Here is a 16,358-nt window from a genome sequence, read left to right as displayed (position 1 = left end):
AGTCATCATATCCATGATGACTTTTTTATTTTTGCCACATGATAATTACAGATACACATACACATTTATATAGCGAAGCTTTTGATGAAGATAGAAAAACAATGATGGAACGCGCATTGGATGCAGGCGTATCTAGATTGTTTGTTCCTGCAATAGACAGTACATATACAGATAGTATGTTGCAGTTAGAAAAAGACTATCCAAAACAGGTGTTTTTAATGATGGGTTTACATCCAACACACGTAAAGGAAAATTATAAAGACGAGTTAGCACATGTTACAGAGATGCTTAACACGCATAAATTTTATGCTGTTGGAGAAATTGGTATAGACTTATACTGGGACAAAAGCACTTTGGAGATACAGCAAGATGCATTTAGACAACAAATACAATTAGCAAAACAACATAATTTGCCAATTGTAATACATTGTCGTGATGCTTTTGATGAGGTATTTCAAGTTTTAGAAGAAGAAAAAGGTGACGATTTATATGGTATTTTTCATTGTTTTACGGGAAGTTTAGAGCAAGCACATCAAGCCATATCATATAACATGAAGCTTGGTATTGGAGGAGTAGCGACATTTAAAAACGGAAAAATAGATCAGTTTTTAAATCAAATAGATTTAAAACATATCGTTTTAGAGACTGATTCGCCTTACTTAGCACCAAAACCATACAGAGGTAAACGTAACGAAAGTAGCTACATTATTAAGGTGGTAGAAAAGTTAGCTGAAATATATCAAGTCTCAGAACAGCAAATAGCAGATTGTACTACAGACAATTCAAAAGCAGTTTTTGGTATATAAGTTTGGTTTATTAAGCATAAAGGTAAAACCTATTTGCTAACTTATACTTACACTATATTTGCAAGGACTGCGCATAATTATATATTTTAATTAAGCATAATAATTTTGGGTAACACCTACTAAGACTATGACTAAAACTATTCCTAATATACTCCTTATATACACAGGTGGAACCATTGGTATGATTAAAGATCCTGAAACAGGAACTTTGCGTGCTTTTGATTTTGAGAATTTATTAGTCCGTATTCCAGAACTTAAGTTGTTAGAATGTGCTATTGAAACGTATTCATTTAACCAACCAATAGATTCTAGTAACATGAATCCTGACTATTGGATTCAAATAGCAGAAGTTATAGAGACTAATTATGATGCGTTTGATGGATTTGTTGTGTTACATGGTAGTGATACTATGAGCTATACTGCTTCAGCTTTAAGCTTTATGCTAGAGCATTTAGCAAAACCAGTCATTTTTACAGGGTCGCAACTACCTATTGGCGATCTACGTACAGATGCAAAAGAAAACTTAATTACATCAATACAAATATCTTCTTTACAGTATTATAATAAACCCGTTATAAAAGAAGTTGGATTGTATTTTGAATATAAATTGTACCGTGCTAATCGTACCACAAAGATTAATGCAGAGCATTTTGAAGCATTTGCTAGTTTAAATTATCCAGATTTAGCAGAAAGCGGAGTCCATTTAAAGGTTAATAACGAGTATTTGTTTAAACCAAATGCAAGAAAAGGCTTGGTGGTGCATAAAGCATTAGATTCTAATATTGCTTTAGTAAAGTTGTTTCCTGGTATTTCTAAAAACATATTAGAAAGTATTTTTAATACAGAAGGGTTAAAAGGTGTTGTTCTAGAAACGTATGGAGCAGGAAACTGTTCTACAGAAGAGTGGTTTTTAGAGCTGCTAAAAGACACTGTAAATAAAGGTATTCCTATTATTAATGTGACACAATGTTCAGGCGGAAGTGTGTTAATGGGACAGTATGAAACTAGTGAAAAGCTTAAAAGAATAGGTTTAATCTCCGGAAAAGACATCACAACAGAGGCTGCATTGTGTAAATTAATGTATTTGTTAGGAGAAAATATATCTGCTAACTTATTCAAAACCATATATGAAACGGCTTTGCGAGGAGAAATGTCTTAAAATTAACCCATAAAATTTTAACTTATAGTTTTTTTTTTGTTATTTGCCCTACTGTAATTAGTAGTATTTACAGAGAGGTGGCCGAGTGGCTTAAGGCGCACGCTTGGAAAGCGTGTATGCGTTAATAGCGTATCGAGGGTTCGAATCCCTTTCTCTCTGCAAGAAATTTGAAACGGACGGGTGTTTTATTGAAATGGTTTTTACGTTATAAAAAAGCCTTTAATTGACAAACATCTTAAACTTTTGCGTTTTTTTGATAACTTTTAGTAGTAAAAAGCAAAACTTATTGGTTTTACTTCAGCTCTTTTTGTTATTTTTATTTTTAATTACAATTTTTTTATATCTTTAACACTTTAACTAATAAAATTAAGAACAACAAAATGAAAAGAATTTTTTCTATCCTAGCCATAGCGTGTATCATGGCATTCGGAACTGCAAATGCAACTACTAGTGCTGCAATGACTGCTGCAACTACTGTAGTACTTACACAACAAGATACAACTACTGCTGCTGCTGCAACTGCAGACGAAAACTTAACGTTTCACCAAGAACTTAAAAAACGTTTTATTGAAGGTGGACCAGGTTTTATGGGTATTGTATTATTATGTTTAATTCTAGGATTAGCAATCGCTATCGAAAGAATTATCTTTTTAAATTTATCTACAACTAACTCTAAAAAGTTAACTCAAGATGTAGAAGATGCACTTCAATCAGGTGGTTTAGAAGCTGCTAAAGAAGTTTGTCGTAACACAAAAGGACCAGTTGCCTCTATCTTTTACCAAGGTTTAGACAGAGCAGATGGAGACTTAGAGTCTGCTGAAAAAGCTGTTGTAGCTTACGGTGGAGTTCAAATGGGACAATTAGAGAAAAACGTTTCTTGGATTTCTTTATTTATCGCATTAGCACCAATGTTAGGGTTCATGGGAACTGTAATTGGTATGATCCAAGCTTTCGATAAAATTGAAGCTGCAGGAGATATGCAACCATCATTAGTAGCAGGGGGTATTAAAGTAGCCTTATTAACTACTGTATTTGGACTTATTGTAGCAATTATATTACAAATTTTTTATAATTACATTATCGCTAAGATAGATAGTATTGTTAACGATATGGAAGACTCTTCTATTAACTTAATGGATATGTTATCTAAGTACAAGAAATAATTTACTCAATAACTAACTTTAAAAATTAAAGAATATGCACAAGATTTTAAAAATAGTTGCTTTAGTATTGAGTTTAGCTGGTATCGGAGTTTTAGTAAATATTATTGTAAAAGGAGATGAAACTATTAAGGCATTAGCCTTAGATGGTGACACTTCAGTTGTAGAGCCAATGGCTATTATAGCTTACATAACATTAGGACTAGTATTAGCATTTGTATTGTTTTTTATCTTAAAAAACTTATTTACAAGTGGTAAATCACTAAAAAGTACATTAATTGGTTTAGGTGCTTTTGCAGCTGTACTATTAGTTGCTTATGTTGTTTCAGGAGGAGATACTAACATCTATAAATACAATGGATTAGTAGCATCAGAAGGCGAGTCTACAATGGTAGGTGCTGGATTAGTAGCATTTTACATCCTTATTTTAGGTGCAATTGCGACGATGTTTTTTTCAGGTATTAAAAAATTAATTAAATAATTATGGCAAAAAGATCAGCACCAGAAGTTAATGCCGGCTCTATGGCTGACATTGCCTTCTTATTATTAATATTCTTCTTAGTTACAACAACTATTGAAGTAGATTCTGGTATTAGTTCAAAACTGCCACCAGATATCCCACCACCAGAAACTGTTATTAAGCAGAAAAATATCTTTACTGTCGAGTTAAACAAGGACAACCAAATGTTGGTTGAAGAGGAGTTAATGGATGTCAAAGATTTAAAAGCAGCAGCTTTAGCGTTTATTGATAACGGTGGAGGAGAGAATGCAGCAAAGCAGAAATGTGATTATTGTAATGGTGCTAAAGACCCTGCGTCTTCAGATCACCCTGAAAAAGCAATTATCTCTATAACCCATTCTAGAGCTACAGATTACAATACGTTTATTGTAGCTTATGATCAATTGGTTAGTGCTTACACTGAATTAAGAGAACGTTTAGCGCAAAGGCTTTACAGACGTTCTTTTAAAGAAATGGAGTTGACTTATGATGATTCTAAATCACCTCAATTTAAAAGTGAAAAGTTAAAAGCTAAAATTGATAATATTAAGGACAAGTATCCTAGAATTATCTCTAAAGCAGAACCTAAATAATTTATTAAACTATGTCAAAATTCAAAAAAGAAGGCAGTAAAGAATTGCCAGCTATTTCTACAGCATCTCTACCGGATATTGTATTCATGCTATTATTCTTTTTTATGGTAGCTACCGTAATGAGAGACAGTAGTTTGAAAATTAAAAATAATTTACCGTCTGCTGCGGAAACTGAAAAATTAGGACAAAAAAACTTAATCATGTTTATATACGCTGGGAAACCAAGTGACCAATATAAAAGCATGGGTGAGGAACCTAAAATTCAATTAAACGATAAGTTTGCAGATATTAATGAAATTGCATCTTTTGTGGCTGCAGAGCGCGCATCTAAGCGTGAAGCTGAAATACCACAATTAATTGCAGCTTTAAAAGTTGATAAAGAAACAAACATGGGTCTTATATCAGATATCGAGCAACAATTACGTAAAGTAGGACAATTGAAAATTAATTATACTACTAAAAAAGGTAGTGGACTTAAATAAAAATTACTCTTAATTTTATAGCAAAAAGGTGTTTTGAATTTTCAAAACACCTTTTGTTTTTTTATATCTTTATGGTAATGGATTTATCTATAGTTGCAAAACTAGATTATTTTTGTTCTGTTAGGTAATTCTGATTATTATATGCATTTTTTTTACGTATGAAATACATAATATTTTTATTTGGGGTTCTATTTTTTGCACCAACTAGTTTTGCTCAGGAGGCAGTGGGTTACCAATTCGTTGTTGATTCGCTTTACAGAGAGGATCAATTTTATTTGGGTATAACGTATAATCTTTTAAGTAACAAACCAGCTAAGGTCTCTCAAAATTCATTCTCAAGTGGTATTCACATGGGGGTTATTAGAGACATGCCGATAAATAAAAATAGAAACAAAGCTATTGGAGTAGGTTTAGGATTGTCTTTTAATTCTTATAATCAAGACTTATTGATTTCAGAGAGTAATGGAGTAACATCATTCTCGGTACTTGATGAAGACGAAACAAGCTATTCTAAAAATAAATTTTACACTTATATAGTAGAAATGCCTATTCAATATAGATGGAGGACATCTACGCCAACTGAATATAGCTTTTGGAGAATTTATACTGGTTTTAAAATGGGATATGTGTTTGCCAACGGAACTAAATATTTAGGAGATCCTGAAGATGTCAAATTGACTAATTCCGATGCTTTTACTAAGCTTCAGTATGGATTAACGTTGAGTGCTGGTTACAATACGTGGAATTTTTATCTGTACTATGGATTGAATACGATGTTTGATAATCAAACTATAGATTCTAAGTCTTTAGATATGTCTTCAATCAAGGTTGGTTTAATGTTTTATATTTTATAACCAATACTTTAATACTATTAATTGCGGTATAATCCCAATTAGTAACCCTGCTAATAACTCTTTAGGTGTGTGTGCTTCCAGATATAATCTAGATGTCGCTACTGCACCTGTAATTATTGCAAACAAGGCTAAGCTGCCATTTATATTGATACTAAAATGTATCGCAAACGCAACAAAAAACATAAATACACCACCTGTAGCAATTAAATGTATACTGGCCTTAAATTTTAATAGTGCTAGTGCAAGGCAAGTTAAGTTTGATAGTAGTACGGCTACAAAAAAGTAGTGTAACTCTACTATTTGATTTTCTGGAAATACACGGTATATAATTAAACTTACAATAACGCAATTAACAACCAAAGGTATAATACGTTCTTTAGTTGTTTTTAAATGTATAGTCTCCGTTTTACCTAATGTTTTTAATAGAAAATAAACCATTATAGGTAACACTACAGAAAGTATAGTTATGGAAACTAACTTAGCATATACAAACGGTTCTGGACTAAAACGTGGTGATTTTGTAAAATAGAAATGAATTGCCAATAAAGGCATTATTATAGGATGAAAAACAACCGATATGCTTTTAATTATCCATTTCATTTTAAATAGGTATTGAGCTGTTTGTAAGTGTTAATGTTTAGTAATTGATAACATTAGATTTTCTTACGTAATCTAGCAACAGGTATGTCTAGTTGTTCTCTATATTTAGCAACAGTACGGCGCGCAATAGGATACCCTTTTTCTTTTAATATTTTTGCTAATGCCGCATCTGTTAAAGGCTTTTTCTTGCTTTCTTCTTCAATAACAGTTTCTAATATTTTTTTGATTTCTCTTGTAGATACTTCCTCTCCTTGATCATTAGTCATTGATTCAGAGAAAAATTCTTTAATTAGTTTTGTACCATAAGGTGTGTCAACATACTTACTGTTTGCAACACGCGAGACTGTAGAGACATCCATTTCTATCTCGTCAGCGATATCTTTAAGAATCATAGGTCTTAAATTACGCTCATCACCTGTTAGAAAGAACTCTTTTTGGTAATTCATAATAGAACTCATAGTAACAAATAAAGTCTGTTGACGCTGCTTAATAGCGTCTATAAACCATTTTGCTGCGTCTAGTTTTTGTTTGATAAACATAACCGCATCTTTTTGCGACTTAGATTTGTCTTTACTTTCTTTGTAACCTTTAAGCATGTTATTATACTCTCTAGATACATGCAATTCTGGTGCATTACGACCATTTAATGTTAGTTCTAATTGGCCATCTACTATTTTTATGGCAAAATCAGGTACGACGTGTTCTACAATTCTATTGTTACCTGCGTATGATCCTCCTGGTTTTGGATTTAGACGTTCAATTTCGTGAATGGCATCTTTTAATTGAATTTCAGTAATATCAAATTTCTGCATTAATTTTTTATAATGCTTTTTTGTAAACTGATCAAATGCATTATCTATAATGTCTGTGGCTAATTGTACATCTGGTTGTTTCTCTTTTCTATGTAATTGTATGCTTAGACATTCTTGAAGGTTTCTTGCACCAACACCAGCGGGATCTAATTGATGTACTATTTTTAAGACTTTGCCAACTTTTTCTTCATCTGTATACACACTTTGCGTAAATGCTAAGTCGTCTACAATATCACTTAATACACGACGGATATATCCGCTCTCATCAACACTACCTACTAAAAACTCGGCAATATCACGTTCGTCATCAGACAAGCGGTACGTATTTAATTGGTTTACTAAATGTTGCGTAAAAGATGTTCCGGCAGCATAAGGGACACTTTTTTCTTCATCATCCGCGCTGTAGTTGTTTACGCTTGTGCGGTAATCTGGTATTTCGTCATCGCTTAAGTAATCATCTACATTAATATCTCCAGCATCTATTGTTTCGTTATCATCAAAGTCATCTTGAGTATTATCCAGATCGTTATCAAACTCGTCATCATTTTCTTCCTTCCCAGTATCTAATGCAGGGTTTTCTTCTAACTCTTGCTTTAAACGTTGTTCAAATGCTTGCGTTGGCAACTGTATCAATTTCATTAATTGAATTTGTTGTGGCGACAACTTTTGCGATAATTTGAACTGTAAATATTGTTTAAGCATGATTTGTTTTAGAATTAGGATAAAAATAAAAAAAACAATCTACATTTTTGATTTTAGTAGATTGTTTTAATATATAATTTTATTAATTAGATAAACGGTTTTGTTTCATAGTTTATCTAAGCTAGTTTAAAACTCAGCATTTTGAGGTGTTCTAGGGTAAGGTATTACATCTCTGATGTTTCCCATTCCTGTTGCAAACATTACTAAACGTTCAAAACCTAAACCAAAACCAGAGTGTACTGCAGTTCCGTATTTACGTAAATCTAAGTACCACCATAATTCTTCTTCAGGAATATCAAGTACAGCCATTTTTTCTTTTAAAACGTCAAGACGTTCTTCACGTTGCGATCCTCCTACTATTTCTCCAATACCTGGAAATAAAATATCCATAGCTCTTACCGTTTTTCCATCTTCGTTTAAACGCATGTAAAAAGCTTTGATATTTGCTGGGTAATCAAATAATATTACAGGACATTTAAAATGCTTTTCTACTAAAAAGCGTTCGTGTTCTGATTGTAAATCTGCACCCCATTCTTCAATAATATAATTGAATTTTTTCTTCTTGTTAGGCTTAGAGTTTCTTAAAATATCAATAGCTTCAGTATAACTAACGCGTTTGAAGTTGTTTTCTGTTACAAACTTTAATTTCTCGATTAAAGATAATTCGCTACGCTCTGCTTGAGGTTTCGTTTTTTCTTCATCTAAAAGACGCTTGTCTAAAAACTCTAAATCGTCTGCATTATGTTCTAATACATAAGAAATAACCGATTTCATAAAGTCTTCAGCTAAATCCATATTACCCGCTAAGTCCATAAAAGCAACCTCAGGTTCAATCATCCAAAATTCTGATAAATGACGTGATGTGTTTGAGTTTTCTGCTCTAAATGTTGGTCCAAAAGTATATACTTTACCTAAAGACATGGCGTATGTTTCTGCTTCTAATTGACCAGAAACAGTAAGGTTTGTGTCTTTTCCAAAAAAGTTTTTAGTTTGGTCTACGCTACCATCTTCTGTTAATGGTGGATTTTTTTGATCTAAAGTACTTACTCTAAACATTTCTCCTGCTCCTTCTGCATCACTACCTGTTATTATTGGCGTGTGCATGTAGTAAAACCCATTGTCGTTAAAGTATTTATGTACCGCAAAAGATAATGCAGATCGTAAACGCATAACTGCACTAAACGTACTTGTACGCGTACGTAAGTGTGCATTTTCTCTTAAAAACTCAAAACTGTGTTTTTTAGGTTGAATTGGATATGTTTCTGGATCAGAGTCTCCTAAAATTTCAATTTTAGTTACTGTTACTTCAACAGATTGTCCTTTTCCTTGACTTTCTACAAGTTCTCCTGTTATGGAAACTGCAGCACCTGTTGTAATACGTTTTAATAGTGCTTCGTCTGTGTTTTCAAAATCGACTACACATTGGATATTATGTAATGTTGAACCGTCATTTAAAGCAATAAATCTATTGGCTCTAAAGGTACGAACCCAACCTTTTATTTGTATTTCTTGTAATTTGGTTTCTTTAAGTAAAGTGGCTACTGTAAATGATTTCATTTTTAAAAAATTTAATTAAAAATAGAGTGTTCTCTTTTATTTTTCTTCGGAAACAGATGTGTTTTCATCATCATCGTCTCGTGGTATAATATTAATTGTTGGCTCTTTTAATACTTGTTTATTGGCAATGCTTCGTTCTAAAGATAATAATAACGATGGTAATAAAAGTAAGTTAGATAACATCGCAAATAATAGTGTTACTGATACTAATGCACCCAATGCTACTGTACCTCCAAAACTTGAAATTATAAATACAGAAAATCCGAAAAACAATACTATAGATGTATAAAACATACTAACACCTGTTTCGCGTAAAGCGCCATAAACAGATTTTTTTATTTTCCAATTATTGGCCTGTAATTCTTGTCTGTACTTTGCCAAAAAGTGAATGGTGTCATCCACAGATATTCCAAATGCAATACTAAAGACTAATATGGTTGAAGGTTTTATTGGCACACCAATGTAACCCATTAATCCAGCAGTTACGACTAACGGTAATAAGTTTGGAATTAATGATACAACTATCATTCTAAACGATCGAAACATATATGCCATAAATAGCGAAATTAAAATAACTGCTAAAGACAATGATATGGCTAGATTTTTTACTAGATATTTTGTTCCTTTTTGAAAAACTAATGCTTTACCAGTCATGGTTACATTGTACTGTTCTTCGGGAAATACATTAGTAATTTTATCTTGTAAATTTTCCTGAATACGCTCCATTTTGTCAGTCCCAATATCTTTCATAAAGGTGGTGATACGCGCATATTGTCCAGTACTATCAACAAAGTTTTTTAGTAAATCGACATTTGAAGTCGAGTTTTTAGCATAGGATAATATAAAGTTATTTTCCATACTAGTTGGTAATTGGTAGTATTTTGGATTACCGTTATAGTAAGCTTGCTTAGAATATTTTACTAATCCTACAATTGAAATAGGTTTAGAAAATTCAGGAGTCTCGTTTATAAACTCTTCAATTTTATTCATTCGTTTTAAGGTAGCCAATTTCATAACGCCTTGCTTACGCTTGGTGTCAATCATTATTTCTAAAGGCATGATACCATCAAATTCTTCTTCAAAAAATCTGATATCTTGAAAAAATTCTGCTTTTTTAGGCATGTCTTCTATCAGACTTCCAGATATTTTTATTTGAAAAATACCAATCAAGCATACAATTAGTAAAACAATAGAAGTAATATAAATAGTAATACGTTTGTCTTTTACCATACGTACCGTCCAGTTTACAAAACCCCCAATCCAACGCTTGTTTAGATGCTCTAAATGGCGCTCTTTAGGATAAGGTAAAAAGGTGTAAATTATTGGTATAATTAAAAGACACAATACAAAAATAGCAAGTATACTTAGTGAGGCAACAACACCAAACTCCTTAAGTAATGTGCTTTCCGTTAGGATAAATGTAGCAAAACCAGAAGCAGTAGTTACGTTTGTCATTAATGTGGCATTACCAACTTTGGTAATAACACGTTGTAAACTTTTTACTTTATTACCATGCGACTTGACCTCGTGCTGGTATTTGTTTATTAAGAATATACAATTTGGGATTCCGATAACAATTATTAATGGCGGAATTAAGGCTGTTAGCACTGTGATTTCATACCTAAGCATCCCTAGGATTCCTAACGTCCACATTACACCAATGCAAACAACAACTAATGATATTAGTGTGGCTCTAAATGATCTGAAAAACAAAAAGAAAATTAATGAGGTGACTAATAACGCAGCAAGAACAAATAGATTAATCTCATCTACTATATTTTGAGCATTAAGTGTTCTAATATAAGGCATCCCAGAAACTCTAACATCTAAGCCTTCTGCTTTTTCAAAAGACTCTATTTTTTTGACTAGATTGTCTACTATAAAGTCTTTTCTTGCAGGCGTATTAACTATATCTTTTTTTAAGTATATGGCTGTTCTAACCGTTTTGGTTTCTTTATTAAATAAAAAGTTATCGTAAAAAGGATATTGGTTAAATAGCTGATCTTGCAGTTTTTCGATTTCTGCTATAGTTGAAACCGAATCTTTTATAAACGGTTCTAGCGTAAATTTTTCGTGTTCTTGATCTTTTACTAATTTTTGTAGGTCTTTTATTGAAACTACTGTTTCAACTTCTGGTGCGTTTCTAAAACTATCAGAAAGGGCATTCCAGGCATTTAACTTTTCTACGGTAAATAGTGTCGTGTCCTTGACACCTAAGACCACCAGGTTACCTTCTTCTCCAAAGACTTTTAAAAAGTCGTTGTAAGTTATATTTACTTCATGGTCGTCTGGAAGTAGGTTGGCTTCACTATACGTAAAACGCATATACTTCCATTGTGTACTAAAAAGTATAGTAACGACAACTACTCCAAGAAGAATAGTTATTTTGTTGCGCAAAATTACTCTTGCTACAACGTCCCAGAAATTTGCTGAAAATAGTTTAAACATAATGCTCTAAAAAACGGAGCAAAGGTATATAAAACCATTGTATTTAGTAAGACAAATTTAGTTTTATAATGTAATATTAAAAGTGAATTTTATTGCGATATTATCTTCTTCGTTAGGTAAGTGATAAGCACCATATCTGTAAGTCCCGCTTAGTCCAAAACCGAATAGCAATTTGTTAATCTCAAAACCACTTTCTGTATACCCTTGTTCTAGAGTACCAAAGTTTACGTTTTCGTGTCTAGATATATTATTCATGTTACCTACTGCGTAACGCGTAACTAACACTAGTTGTGGATTAAAGTGTTTAGCTATGGCAAAAGGTTTTACATAATGTTTAACAACAAGTGTAGAGAATCTGTCCGAGAAAAACTCATTAAAATACATGGTTTCAAAACTGTTTATACCGGCTACAGAAAATCGTTGCAAAATGGTTTCTTTAGTAATGTTGTTAGGGTAGGCATGATAGAGATGCGTTAAAGGCGTGTTTCCATGTGCTATACCGGCAGATAAAGTCCCTATGGTGTAAGAGTGTTTGTTGTGTTTTATTTTATGAATGGTTCTAAAATCTAACTTAGAAAAATTAAAGTCCGCGTTAAGTACATCTCTAAAACTTTTGGTGTATTGTAATGTAAATTTTGGATACCCTTCATTTTTTATAGTAGCGCCTTCTTTATTTTTTTCGGTATTATTAAATGGATCCCATTGCAATGCTATTTTTGCGGTTGTAGTTTCAAAACCGCTATACTTTTGTCCATTAAGATTATAGTTATAAGCATAAGTTGGTCTTATGTTGCTTATTGCTAATTCGGTTTTTGTGTATAGTTCTGGGGTTATCTCATGTTCTAAAGATATAGAAGAAGTGATATGTTTATGAAATAAATCTATGTTTAGTAATCGCGGTTCGAAAAAAGAAAACGATCGGGTATCTGTTATAAAGGCAGAACTTCCTGTTTCTTTTAAATCGTCAACATAAGAAATGTTAAACCAAGTTTTGGTGTCTTTGTTGATCCTAAATCCACCACCTATTTTGTATTTAAAACTATCGTCTTTAAATCCGTAAACTAAGTAAGAATCAATTCTGTATTTTTCTGAAAATTTATCGTTTGTAATTCCGCCTAAACCTGTTCTAAATCCTTCGTATTGGTTAAATTTAATTAGGTAACGCAAATCAAAATTCCATACTTTGGTAGGAAAAAAACCATTTCCAATTTGCTTTAAAAGTTCTCCGGATTTTGTAGAATCACTTACTTTTAAATTGTTACCCTCAGGATCCTGGGCGTAACTAGAAGTTATACTAAAAAAGCTTAATATAACTAGACAATAGTTAAGCTTTAATAATTTATAGTGCTGCATTTATTGCTTTGGTAAGTACCGTTTTTATATTGGTTCTATAACCTATTTCTTTAGCTACAATATGTCCTTCTTTATCAATAACGATTGATGTAGGATAGCTTTGAACGCCATACGTGGTAATAACGTCATTGGCATTAGGTGCGATTGTAAAGTTGAAATCTGCGTCTTCTAAAAACTGTTCTACTAAATCTTTAGAATTAAAAGTGATAGCCAAAAACTTGACTTTTTTATCCTTGAAGTTAGCCGTTAGTTTGTTTAGTTCTGGCATTTCTTTAATACAAGGTCCGCATTTAGTAAACCAAAAATTAAGTACCACAACATGTCCCTTTAGTTCAGATAATTTAATGGTGTTTCCGTCTAAATCTGTGGTAATAAAGTCTAACGCTTTTTCGCCTTTAGTAAAATTAGCTTCAGGATTTTTAGCTATAACATTGTTTGCCGCTTTAACACGTTTAAATACAATCGATTTTATGGCTTTGTTTTGATCTACGTAAAATAAGGGTTTGTAGTCAGAGTTAGTCATTAATTGTACTTGCGACATTGGTAAAAGTTTACCTTTTTCGTTGTACAATAATACATCTGGAGTAATTGCTATCTCCATAGTTTTTACTTCCTCATCGGATAAAAGACGTTGGTCTGAAGGTAAAAACTTATAGTCTTGTGCTTGTAGTAAGCCAAAACATAAAAATGCCAATAAGAAAGCAATAGATTTTAAAAACTTCATAAGTATTAATTTAAATACTAAAACGTTTAATTTTAATAAAAGTTATAAAAAAAGCGACTAATTAGTCGCTTTTAAGATTATACTGTCATGATCTCAGTTTCTTTACTAGAAAGCAGTTCTTCAATTTTCTTAACGTATTTATCCGTTAATGCTTGTACATCTGCTTCTGCGTTTTTCTGAATATCTTCAGAAGCATCTTCCGTTTTCTTAATCTCGTTGTTTGCATCTTTACGTGCACTTCTTATACCAACTTTAGCATCTTCAGATTCTACTTTTGCTTGCTTAGCAAGTTCACGTCTACGCTCTTCAGTTAAGGGTGGTACACTAATAATTAATATATCACCATTATTCATTGGGTTAAAACCAAGATTAGCAATCATAATTGCTTTTTCTATAGCTTGAAGCATGTTTTTTTCCCAAGGTTGTACTGTAATTGTACGACCGTCTGGAGTATTCACGTTGGCAACTTGACTTAATGGTGTCTGTGATCCATAATAATCAACCATAACACTTCCTAACATGGCAGGGCTAGCTTTTCCGGCTCTAATGTTTACAAATTGTTTTTCAAGATGCTTAACGGCTTTTTCCATTGCTTCTTTGGTGCTGTCTATTATAAATATAATGTCTTCGTTCATGGTAATGTGATTTAATACTTATTGACTTTCAAAAAGCGAGCCAATTTTAAACGTAATATAGTATTCTAATTATAAACTTACTTGTGTTCCTATTTTTTCTCCTGACACTACTTTCATTAAATTCCCTTTTGTATTCATATCAAATACAATGATTGGAAGGTCATTTTCTTGACTTAATGTAAATGCTGTGGTATCCATTACTTTTAGACCTTTACGTAAAACGTCATCAAAAGTGATGTGATCAAATTTAATTGCTGCGCTATCTTTTTCTGGATCTGTATTGTAAATACCGTCTACACGTGTTCCTTTTAAAATAACATCAGCTTCAATCTCAATAGCTCTTAAAACCGCAGCAGAATCTGTAGTAAAATAAGGATTACCTGTTCCACCTCCAAAAATAACAACACGTCCTTTACGTAAATGGCTCATTGCTTTTCTACGAATAAAAGGTTCTGCTACTTCGTTAATTTTAATGGCAGTTTGTAATCTAGTTTTAATATCAGCATCTTCTAGTGCTTGTTGTAAAGCTAAACCATTAATAACCGTTGCAAGCATTCCCATATGGTCACCTTGTACACGATCCATCCCATTCATAGCTCCAGCTACACCTCTAAAAATGTTTCCACCACCAATAACTATGGCTACTTCAACACCTTTTTCTGTAACTGCTTTAATTTCTGCAGCATATTCAGAAAGACGTTCTGGGTCTATACCATATTGACGGTTTCCCATTAGGGCTTCACCTGATAATTTTAGAAGTATGCGTTTATATTTCATGTGTGTGTTATATTGTTTTTCGCTGGTGACATGTGGCTTCCGTCTTGTACTTCTCTTGTTTATAAGAAGAGTGCATTAATGAAGTTTTATAAGTCGTCCTGAAAGTTTAGCAAAGCTAAGTGTTTTTATGCATAAAAAAAACCACTAACTCTAAAAATAGAGTAGTGGTTTTAAATATGTATAATTATTTTTAAATTTTTCGCTTACGCGGAAATAAAAAATAGTTAGTCTATCCTAAAGATACACGTTTGAAATCTGTTACAGTAACATTTTTAGTTGCTACGTAAGCTTCAACAGTTACTTTTTCGTCTTTAATAAAACGTTGATCTAATAAACATTGTTCTTGATCTAAAGTTGTGTTGTCAGAGATGAAACGGTCCATTTTACCAGGTAAAATTTTGTCCCAAATTTGTTCTGGCTTACCTTCAGCTTTTAATTCTGCTTTAGCAGCTTCTTCAGCTTGAGTAAGAACCTCAGGAGTTAATTGAGACATAGAAATGTACTGAGGTACATTTTTTAATGTTTTTCCTAAACGTCCTAATTCGATGTTATCTTTTTCAATTACTGCAATTCTAGCTTCAGTTTCTGAAGCAACAAATGCAGGATCAAAATCTTTGTAAGATAATGAAGATGCACCCATAGATGCTACTTGCATTGCTACGTCTTTACCAACAGTTTCTTCTTTTTCTGATAAACCAACTAAAGCACCAATTTTGTTAATGTGAACGTAAGAACCAACATAAGGAGCTTCTAATCTTTCAAAAGCGTTGATTTCTAATTTTTCACCTACAACACCAGTTTGTTCAACTAATTTTTCTGCAACTGTCATACCACCAAAGTCTGCAGCTAAGAAATCTTCTTTGTTGTCAAAGTTAAGTGCGATGTCTGCGAATTGACCAGCTAATGTTAAAAATGATTCATTTTTACCAACAAAATCAGTTTCACATCCTAATACGATAGCTACACCAACAGTATTGTCAGCGTTAATTCTTACTGCAGCAGCACCTTCAGAAGAATCTCTGTCAGCTCTTTTTTCTGCTACTTTTTGACCTTTTTTACGTAAAACGTCAATTGCTTTGTCAAAATCACCACCTGCTTCAACTAATGCTTTTTTGCAGTCCATCATTCCTGCTCCAGTAGATTTTCTCAAGTCGTTTACTTGTGCTGCTGAAATTTTTACTTCGCTCATAATAAGTA

At 32.5% G+C, this 16,358-nt stretch carries 16 protein-coding genes and 1 tRNA gene; 8 read left to right on the top strand and 9 right to left on the bottom strand.

The genetic code is table 11. From position 1 onward, the window contains the following. The first annotated feature begins 38 nt into the window (after positions 1-38). The 8 genes from ACZ2G2_RS03880 to ACZ2G2_RS03845 all read left to right on the top strand — a co-directional run bounded on the left by ACZ2G2_RS03880 (position 39) and on the right by ACZ2G2_RS03845 (position 5,553). Positions 39-806, top strand: a complete 768-nt coding sequence (locus ACZ2G2_RS03880; protein ID WP_470394073.1) for a TatD family hydrolase — start codon at positions 39-41, stop codon at positions 804-806. Between the two features lie 127 nt (positions 807-933). Continuing rightward, positions 934-1,965, top strand: coding sequence for an asparaginase (locus ACZ2G2_RS03875; RefSeq protein WP_470394071.1), 1,032 nt, complete (start codon positions 934-936; stop codon positions 1,963-1,965). Positions 1,966-2,036: 71 nt separating this feature from the next. Then, positions 2,037-2,124 (top strand) — tRNA-Ser (locus tag ACZ2G2_RS03870). Between the two features lie 221 nt (positions 2,125-2,345). Then, positions 2,346-3,128, top strand: coding sequence for a MotA/TolQ/ExbB proton channel family protein (locus ACZ2G2_RS03865; protein WP_281847266.1), 783 nt, complete (start codon positions 2,346-2,348; stop codon positions 3,126-3,128). Positions 3,129-3,162: 34 nt separating this feature from the next. Next, the gene (locus tag ACZ2G2_RS03860) at positions 3,163-3,606 is read left to right on the top strand and encodes a hypothetical protein (RefSeq protein ID WP_470394069.1); all 444 of its coding nucleotides are present in this window, start codon (positions 3,163-3,165) and stop codon (positions 3,604-3,606) included. Positions 3,607-3,608: 2 nt separating this feature from the next. Next, positions 3,609-4,217 (top strand): ExbD/TolR family protein, encoded by a 609-nt coding sequence (locus ACZ2G2_RS03855; RefSeq protein WP_101204119.1) that lies wholly within the window; start codon positions 3,609-3,611, stop codon positions 4,215-4,217. Positions 4,218-4,228: 11 nt separating this feature from the next. Continuing rightward, complete coding sequence (locus ACZ2G2_RS03850; RefSeq protein WP_281847268.1) at positions 4,229-4,699, top strand: ExbD/TolR family protein; 471 nt, start codon at positions 4,229-4,231, stop codon at positions 4,697-4,699. Positions 4,700-4,857: 158 nt separating this feature from the next. Further along, the gene (locus ACZ2G2_RS03845; protein ID WP_470394066.1) at positions 4,858-5,553 is read left to right on the top strand and encodes a porin family protein; all 696 of its coding nucleotides are present in this window, start codon (positions 4,858-4,860) and stop codon (positions 5,551-5,553) included. Here ACZ2G2_RS03845 and ACZ2G2_RS03840 read toward each other — a convergent pair. From ACZ2G2_RS03840 to tsf, 9 genes are all read right to left on the bottom strand, one after another. Then, on the bottom strand, positions 5,548-6,153 hold the full coding sequence (locus ACZ2G2_RS03840) for a hypothetical protein (RefSeq protein ID WP_470394064.1): 606 nt from the start codon (positions 6,151-6,153) through the stop codon (positions 5,548-5,550). The genes ACZ2G2_RS03845 and ACZ2G2_RS03840 overlap by 6 nt on opposite strands. A gap of 53 nt (positions 6,154-6,206) precedes the next feature. Next, a complete protein-coding gene (gene rpoN / locus ACZ2G2_RS03835; protein ID WP_470394062.1) occupies positions 6,207-7,667 on the bottom strand; it encodes an RNA polymerase factor sigma-54 in 1,461 nt (486 codons plus the stop codon). A 126-nt stretch (positions 7,668-7,793) separates the two neighbouring features. Then, positions 7,794-9,224 carry an asparagine--tRNA ligase gene (gene asnS / locus ACZ2G2_RS03830; RefSeq protein ID WP_090838062.1) on the bottom strand — a complete coding sequence of 477 codons (1,431 nt, stop codon included), beginning with the start codon at positions 9,222-9,224 and terminating at the stop codon, positions 7,794-7,796. A gap of 36 nt (positions 9,225-9,260) precedes the next feature. Next, positions 9,261-11,672 (bottom strand): efflux RND transporter permease subunit, encoded by a 2,412-nt coding sequence (locus ACZ2G2_RS03825; RefSeq protein ID WP_470394060.1) that lies wholly within the window; start codon positions 11,670-11,672, stop codon positions 9,261-9,263. Positions 11,673-11,735: 63 nt separating this feature from the next. After that, positions 11,736-13,025 carry a DUF5686 family protein gene (locus ACZ2G2_RS03820; protein ID WP_470394059.1) on the bottom strand — a complete coding sequence of 430 codons (1,290 nt, stop codon included), beginning with the start codon at positions 13,023-13,025 and terminating at the stop codon, positions 11,736-11,738. Next, the gene (locus ACZ2G2_RS03815) at positions 13,012-13,749 is read right to left on the bottom strand and encodes a peroxiredoxin family protein (RefSeq protein ID WP_470394057.1); all 738 of its coding nucleotides are present in this window, start codon (positions 13,747-13,749) and stop codon (positions 13,012-13,014) included. Before ACZ2G2_RS03815 ends, ACZ2G2_RS03820 begins: the two co-directional genes overlap by 14 nt. A 77-nt stretch (positions 13,750-13,826) precedes the next feature. Continuing rightward, positions 13,827-14,384 carry a ribosome recycling factor gene (frr, locus tag ACZ2G2_RS03810; protein ID WP_470394055.1) on the bottom strand — a complete coding sequence of 186 codons (558 nt, stop codon included), beginning with the start codon at positions 14,382-14,384 and terminating at the stop codon, positions 13,827-13,829. Between the two features lie 69 nt (positions 14,385-14,453). After that, the gene (pyrH, locus tag ACZ2G2_RS03805; RefSeq protein WP_470394054.1) at positions 14,454-15,161 is read right to left on the bottom strand and encodes a UMP kinase; all 708 of its coding nucleotides are present in this window, start codon (positions 15,159-15,161) and stop codon (positions 14,454-14,456) included. 229 nt (positions 15,162-15,390) lie between these two features. Then, positions 15,391-16,350, bottom strand: a complete 960-nt coding sequence (gene tsf, locus ACZ2G2_RS03800; protein ID WP_470394052.1) for a translation elongation factor Ts — start codon at positions 16,348-16,350, stop codon at positions 15,391-15,393. Positions 16,351-16,358: the final 8 nt, after the last annotated feature.

It is taken from the genome of Olleya sp. KKT75 (assembly GCF_055635485.1).
This window is presented reverse-complemented; position numbering and strand designations above follow the sequence as displayed.

Bases quoted from the DNA above. Each gene is read 5' to 3' on its own strand.
- ACZ2G2_RS03820 (WP_470394059.1), bottom strand. From the start codon at position 13,025: ATGCAGCACTATAAATTATTAAAGCTTAACTATTGTCTAGTTATATTA.
- tsf (WP_470394052.1), bottom strand. From the start codon at position 16,350: ATGAGCGAAGTAAAAATTTCAGCAGCACAAGTAAACGACTTGAGAAAA.
- pyrH (WP_470394054.1), bottom strand. From the start codon at position 15,161: ATGAAATATAAACGCATACTTCTAAAATTATCAGGTGAAGCCCTAATG.
- ACZ2G2_RS03825 (WP_470394060.1), bottom strand. From the start codon at position 11,672: ATGTTTAAACTATTTTCAGCAAATTTCTGGGACGTTGTAGCAAGAGTA.
- frr (WP_470394055.1), bottom strand. From the start codon at position 14,384: ATGAACGAAGACATTATATTTATAATAGACAGCACCAAAGAAGCAATG.
- ACZ2G2_RS03865 (WP_281847266.1), top strand. From the start codon at position 2,346: ATGAAAAGAATTTTTTCTATCCTAGCCATAGCGTGTATCATGGCATTC.
- asnS (WP_090838062.1), bottom strand. From the start codon at position 9,224: ATGAAATCATTTACAGTAGCCACTTTACTTAAAGAAACCAAATTACAA.
- ACZ2G2_RS03880 (WP_470394073.1), top strand. From the start codon at position 39: ATGATAATTACAGATACACATACACATTTATATAGCGAAGCTTTTGAT.
- ACZ2G2_RS03875 (WP_470394071.1), top strand. From the start codon at position 934: ATGACTAAAACTATTCCTAATATACTCCTTATATACACAGGTGGAACC.
- ACZ2G2_RS03845 (WP_470394066.1), top strand. From the start codon at position 4,858: ATGAAATACATAATATTTTTATTTGGGGTTCTATTTTTTGCACCAACT.
- rpoN (WP_470394062.1), bottom strand. From the start codon at position 7,667: ATGCTTAAACAATATTTACAGTTCAAATTATCGCAAAAGTTGTCGCCA.
- ACZ2G2_RS03815 (WP_470394057.1), bottom strand. From the start codon at position 13,749: ATGAAGTTTTTAAAATCTATTGCTTTCTTATTGGCATTTTTATGTTTT.
- ACZ2G2_RS03855 (WP_101204119.1), top strand. From the start codon at position 3,609: ATGGCAAAAAGATCAGCACCAGAAGTTAATGCCGGCTCTATGGCTGAC.
- ACZ2G2_RS03850 (WP_281847268.1), top strand. From the start codon at position 4,229: ATGTCAAAATTCAAAAAAGAAGGCAGTAAAGAATTGCCAGCTATTTCT.
- ACZ2G2_RS03840 (WP_470394064.1), bottom strand. From the start codon at position 6,153: ATGAAATGGATAATTAAAAGCATATCGGTTGTTTTTCATCCTATAATA.
- ACZ2G2_RS03860 (WP_470394069.1), top strand. From the start codon at position 3,163: ATGCACAAGATTTTAAAAATAGTTGCTTTAGTATTGAGTTTAGCTGGT.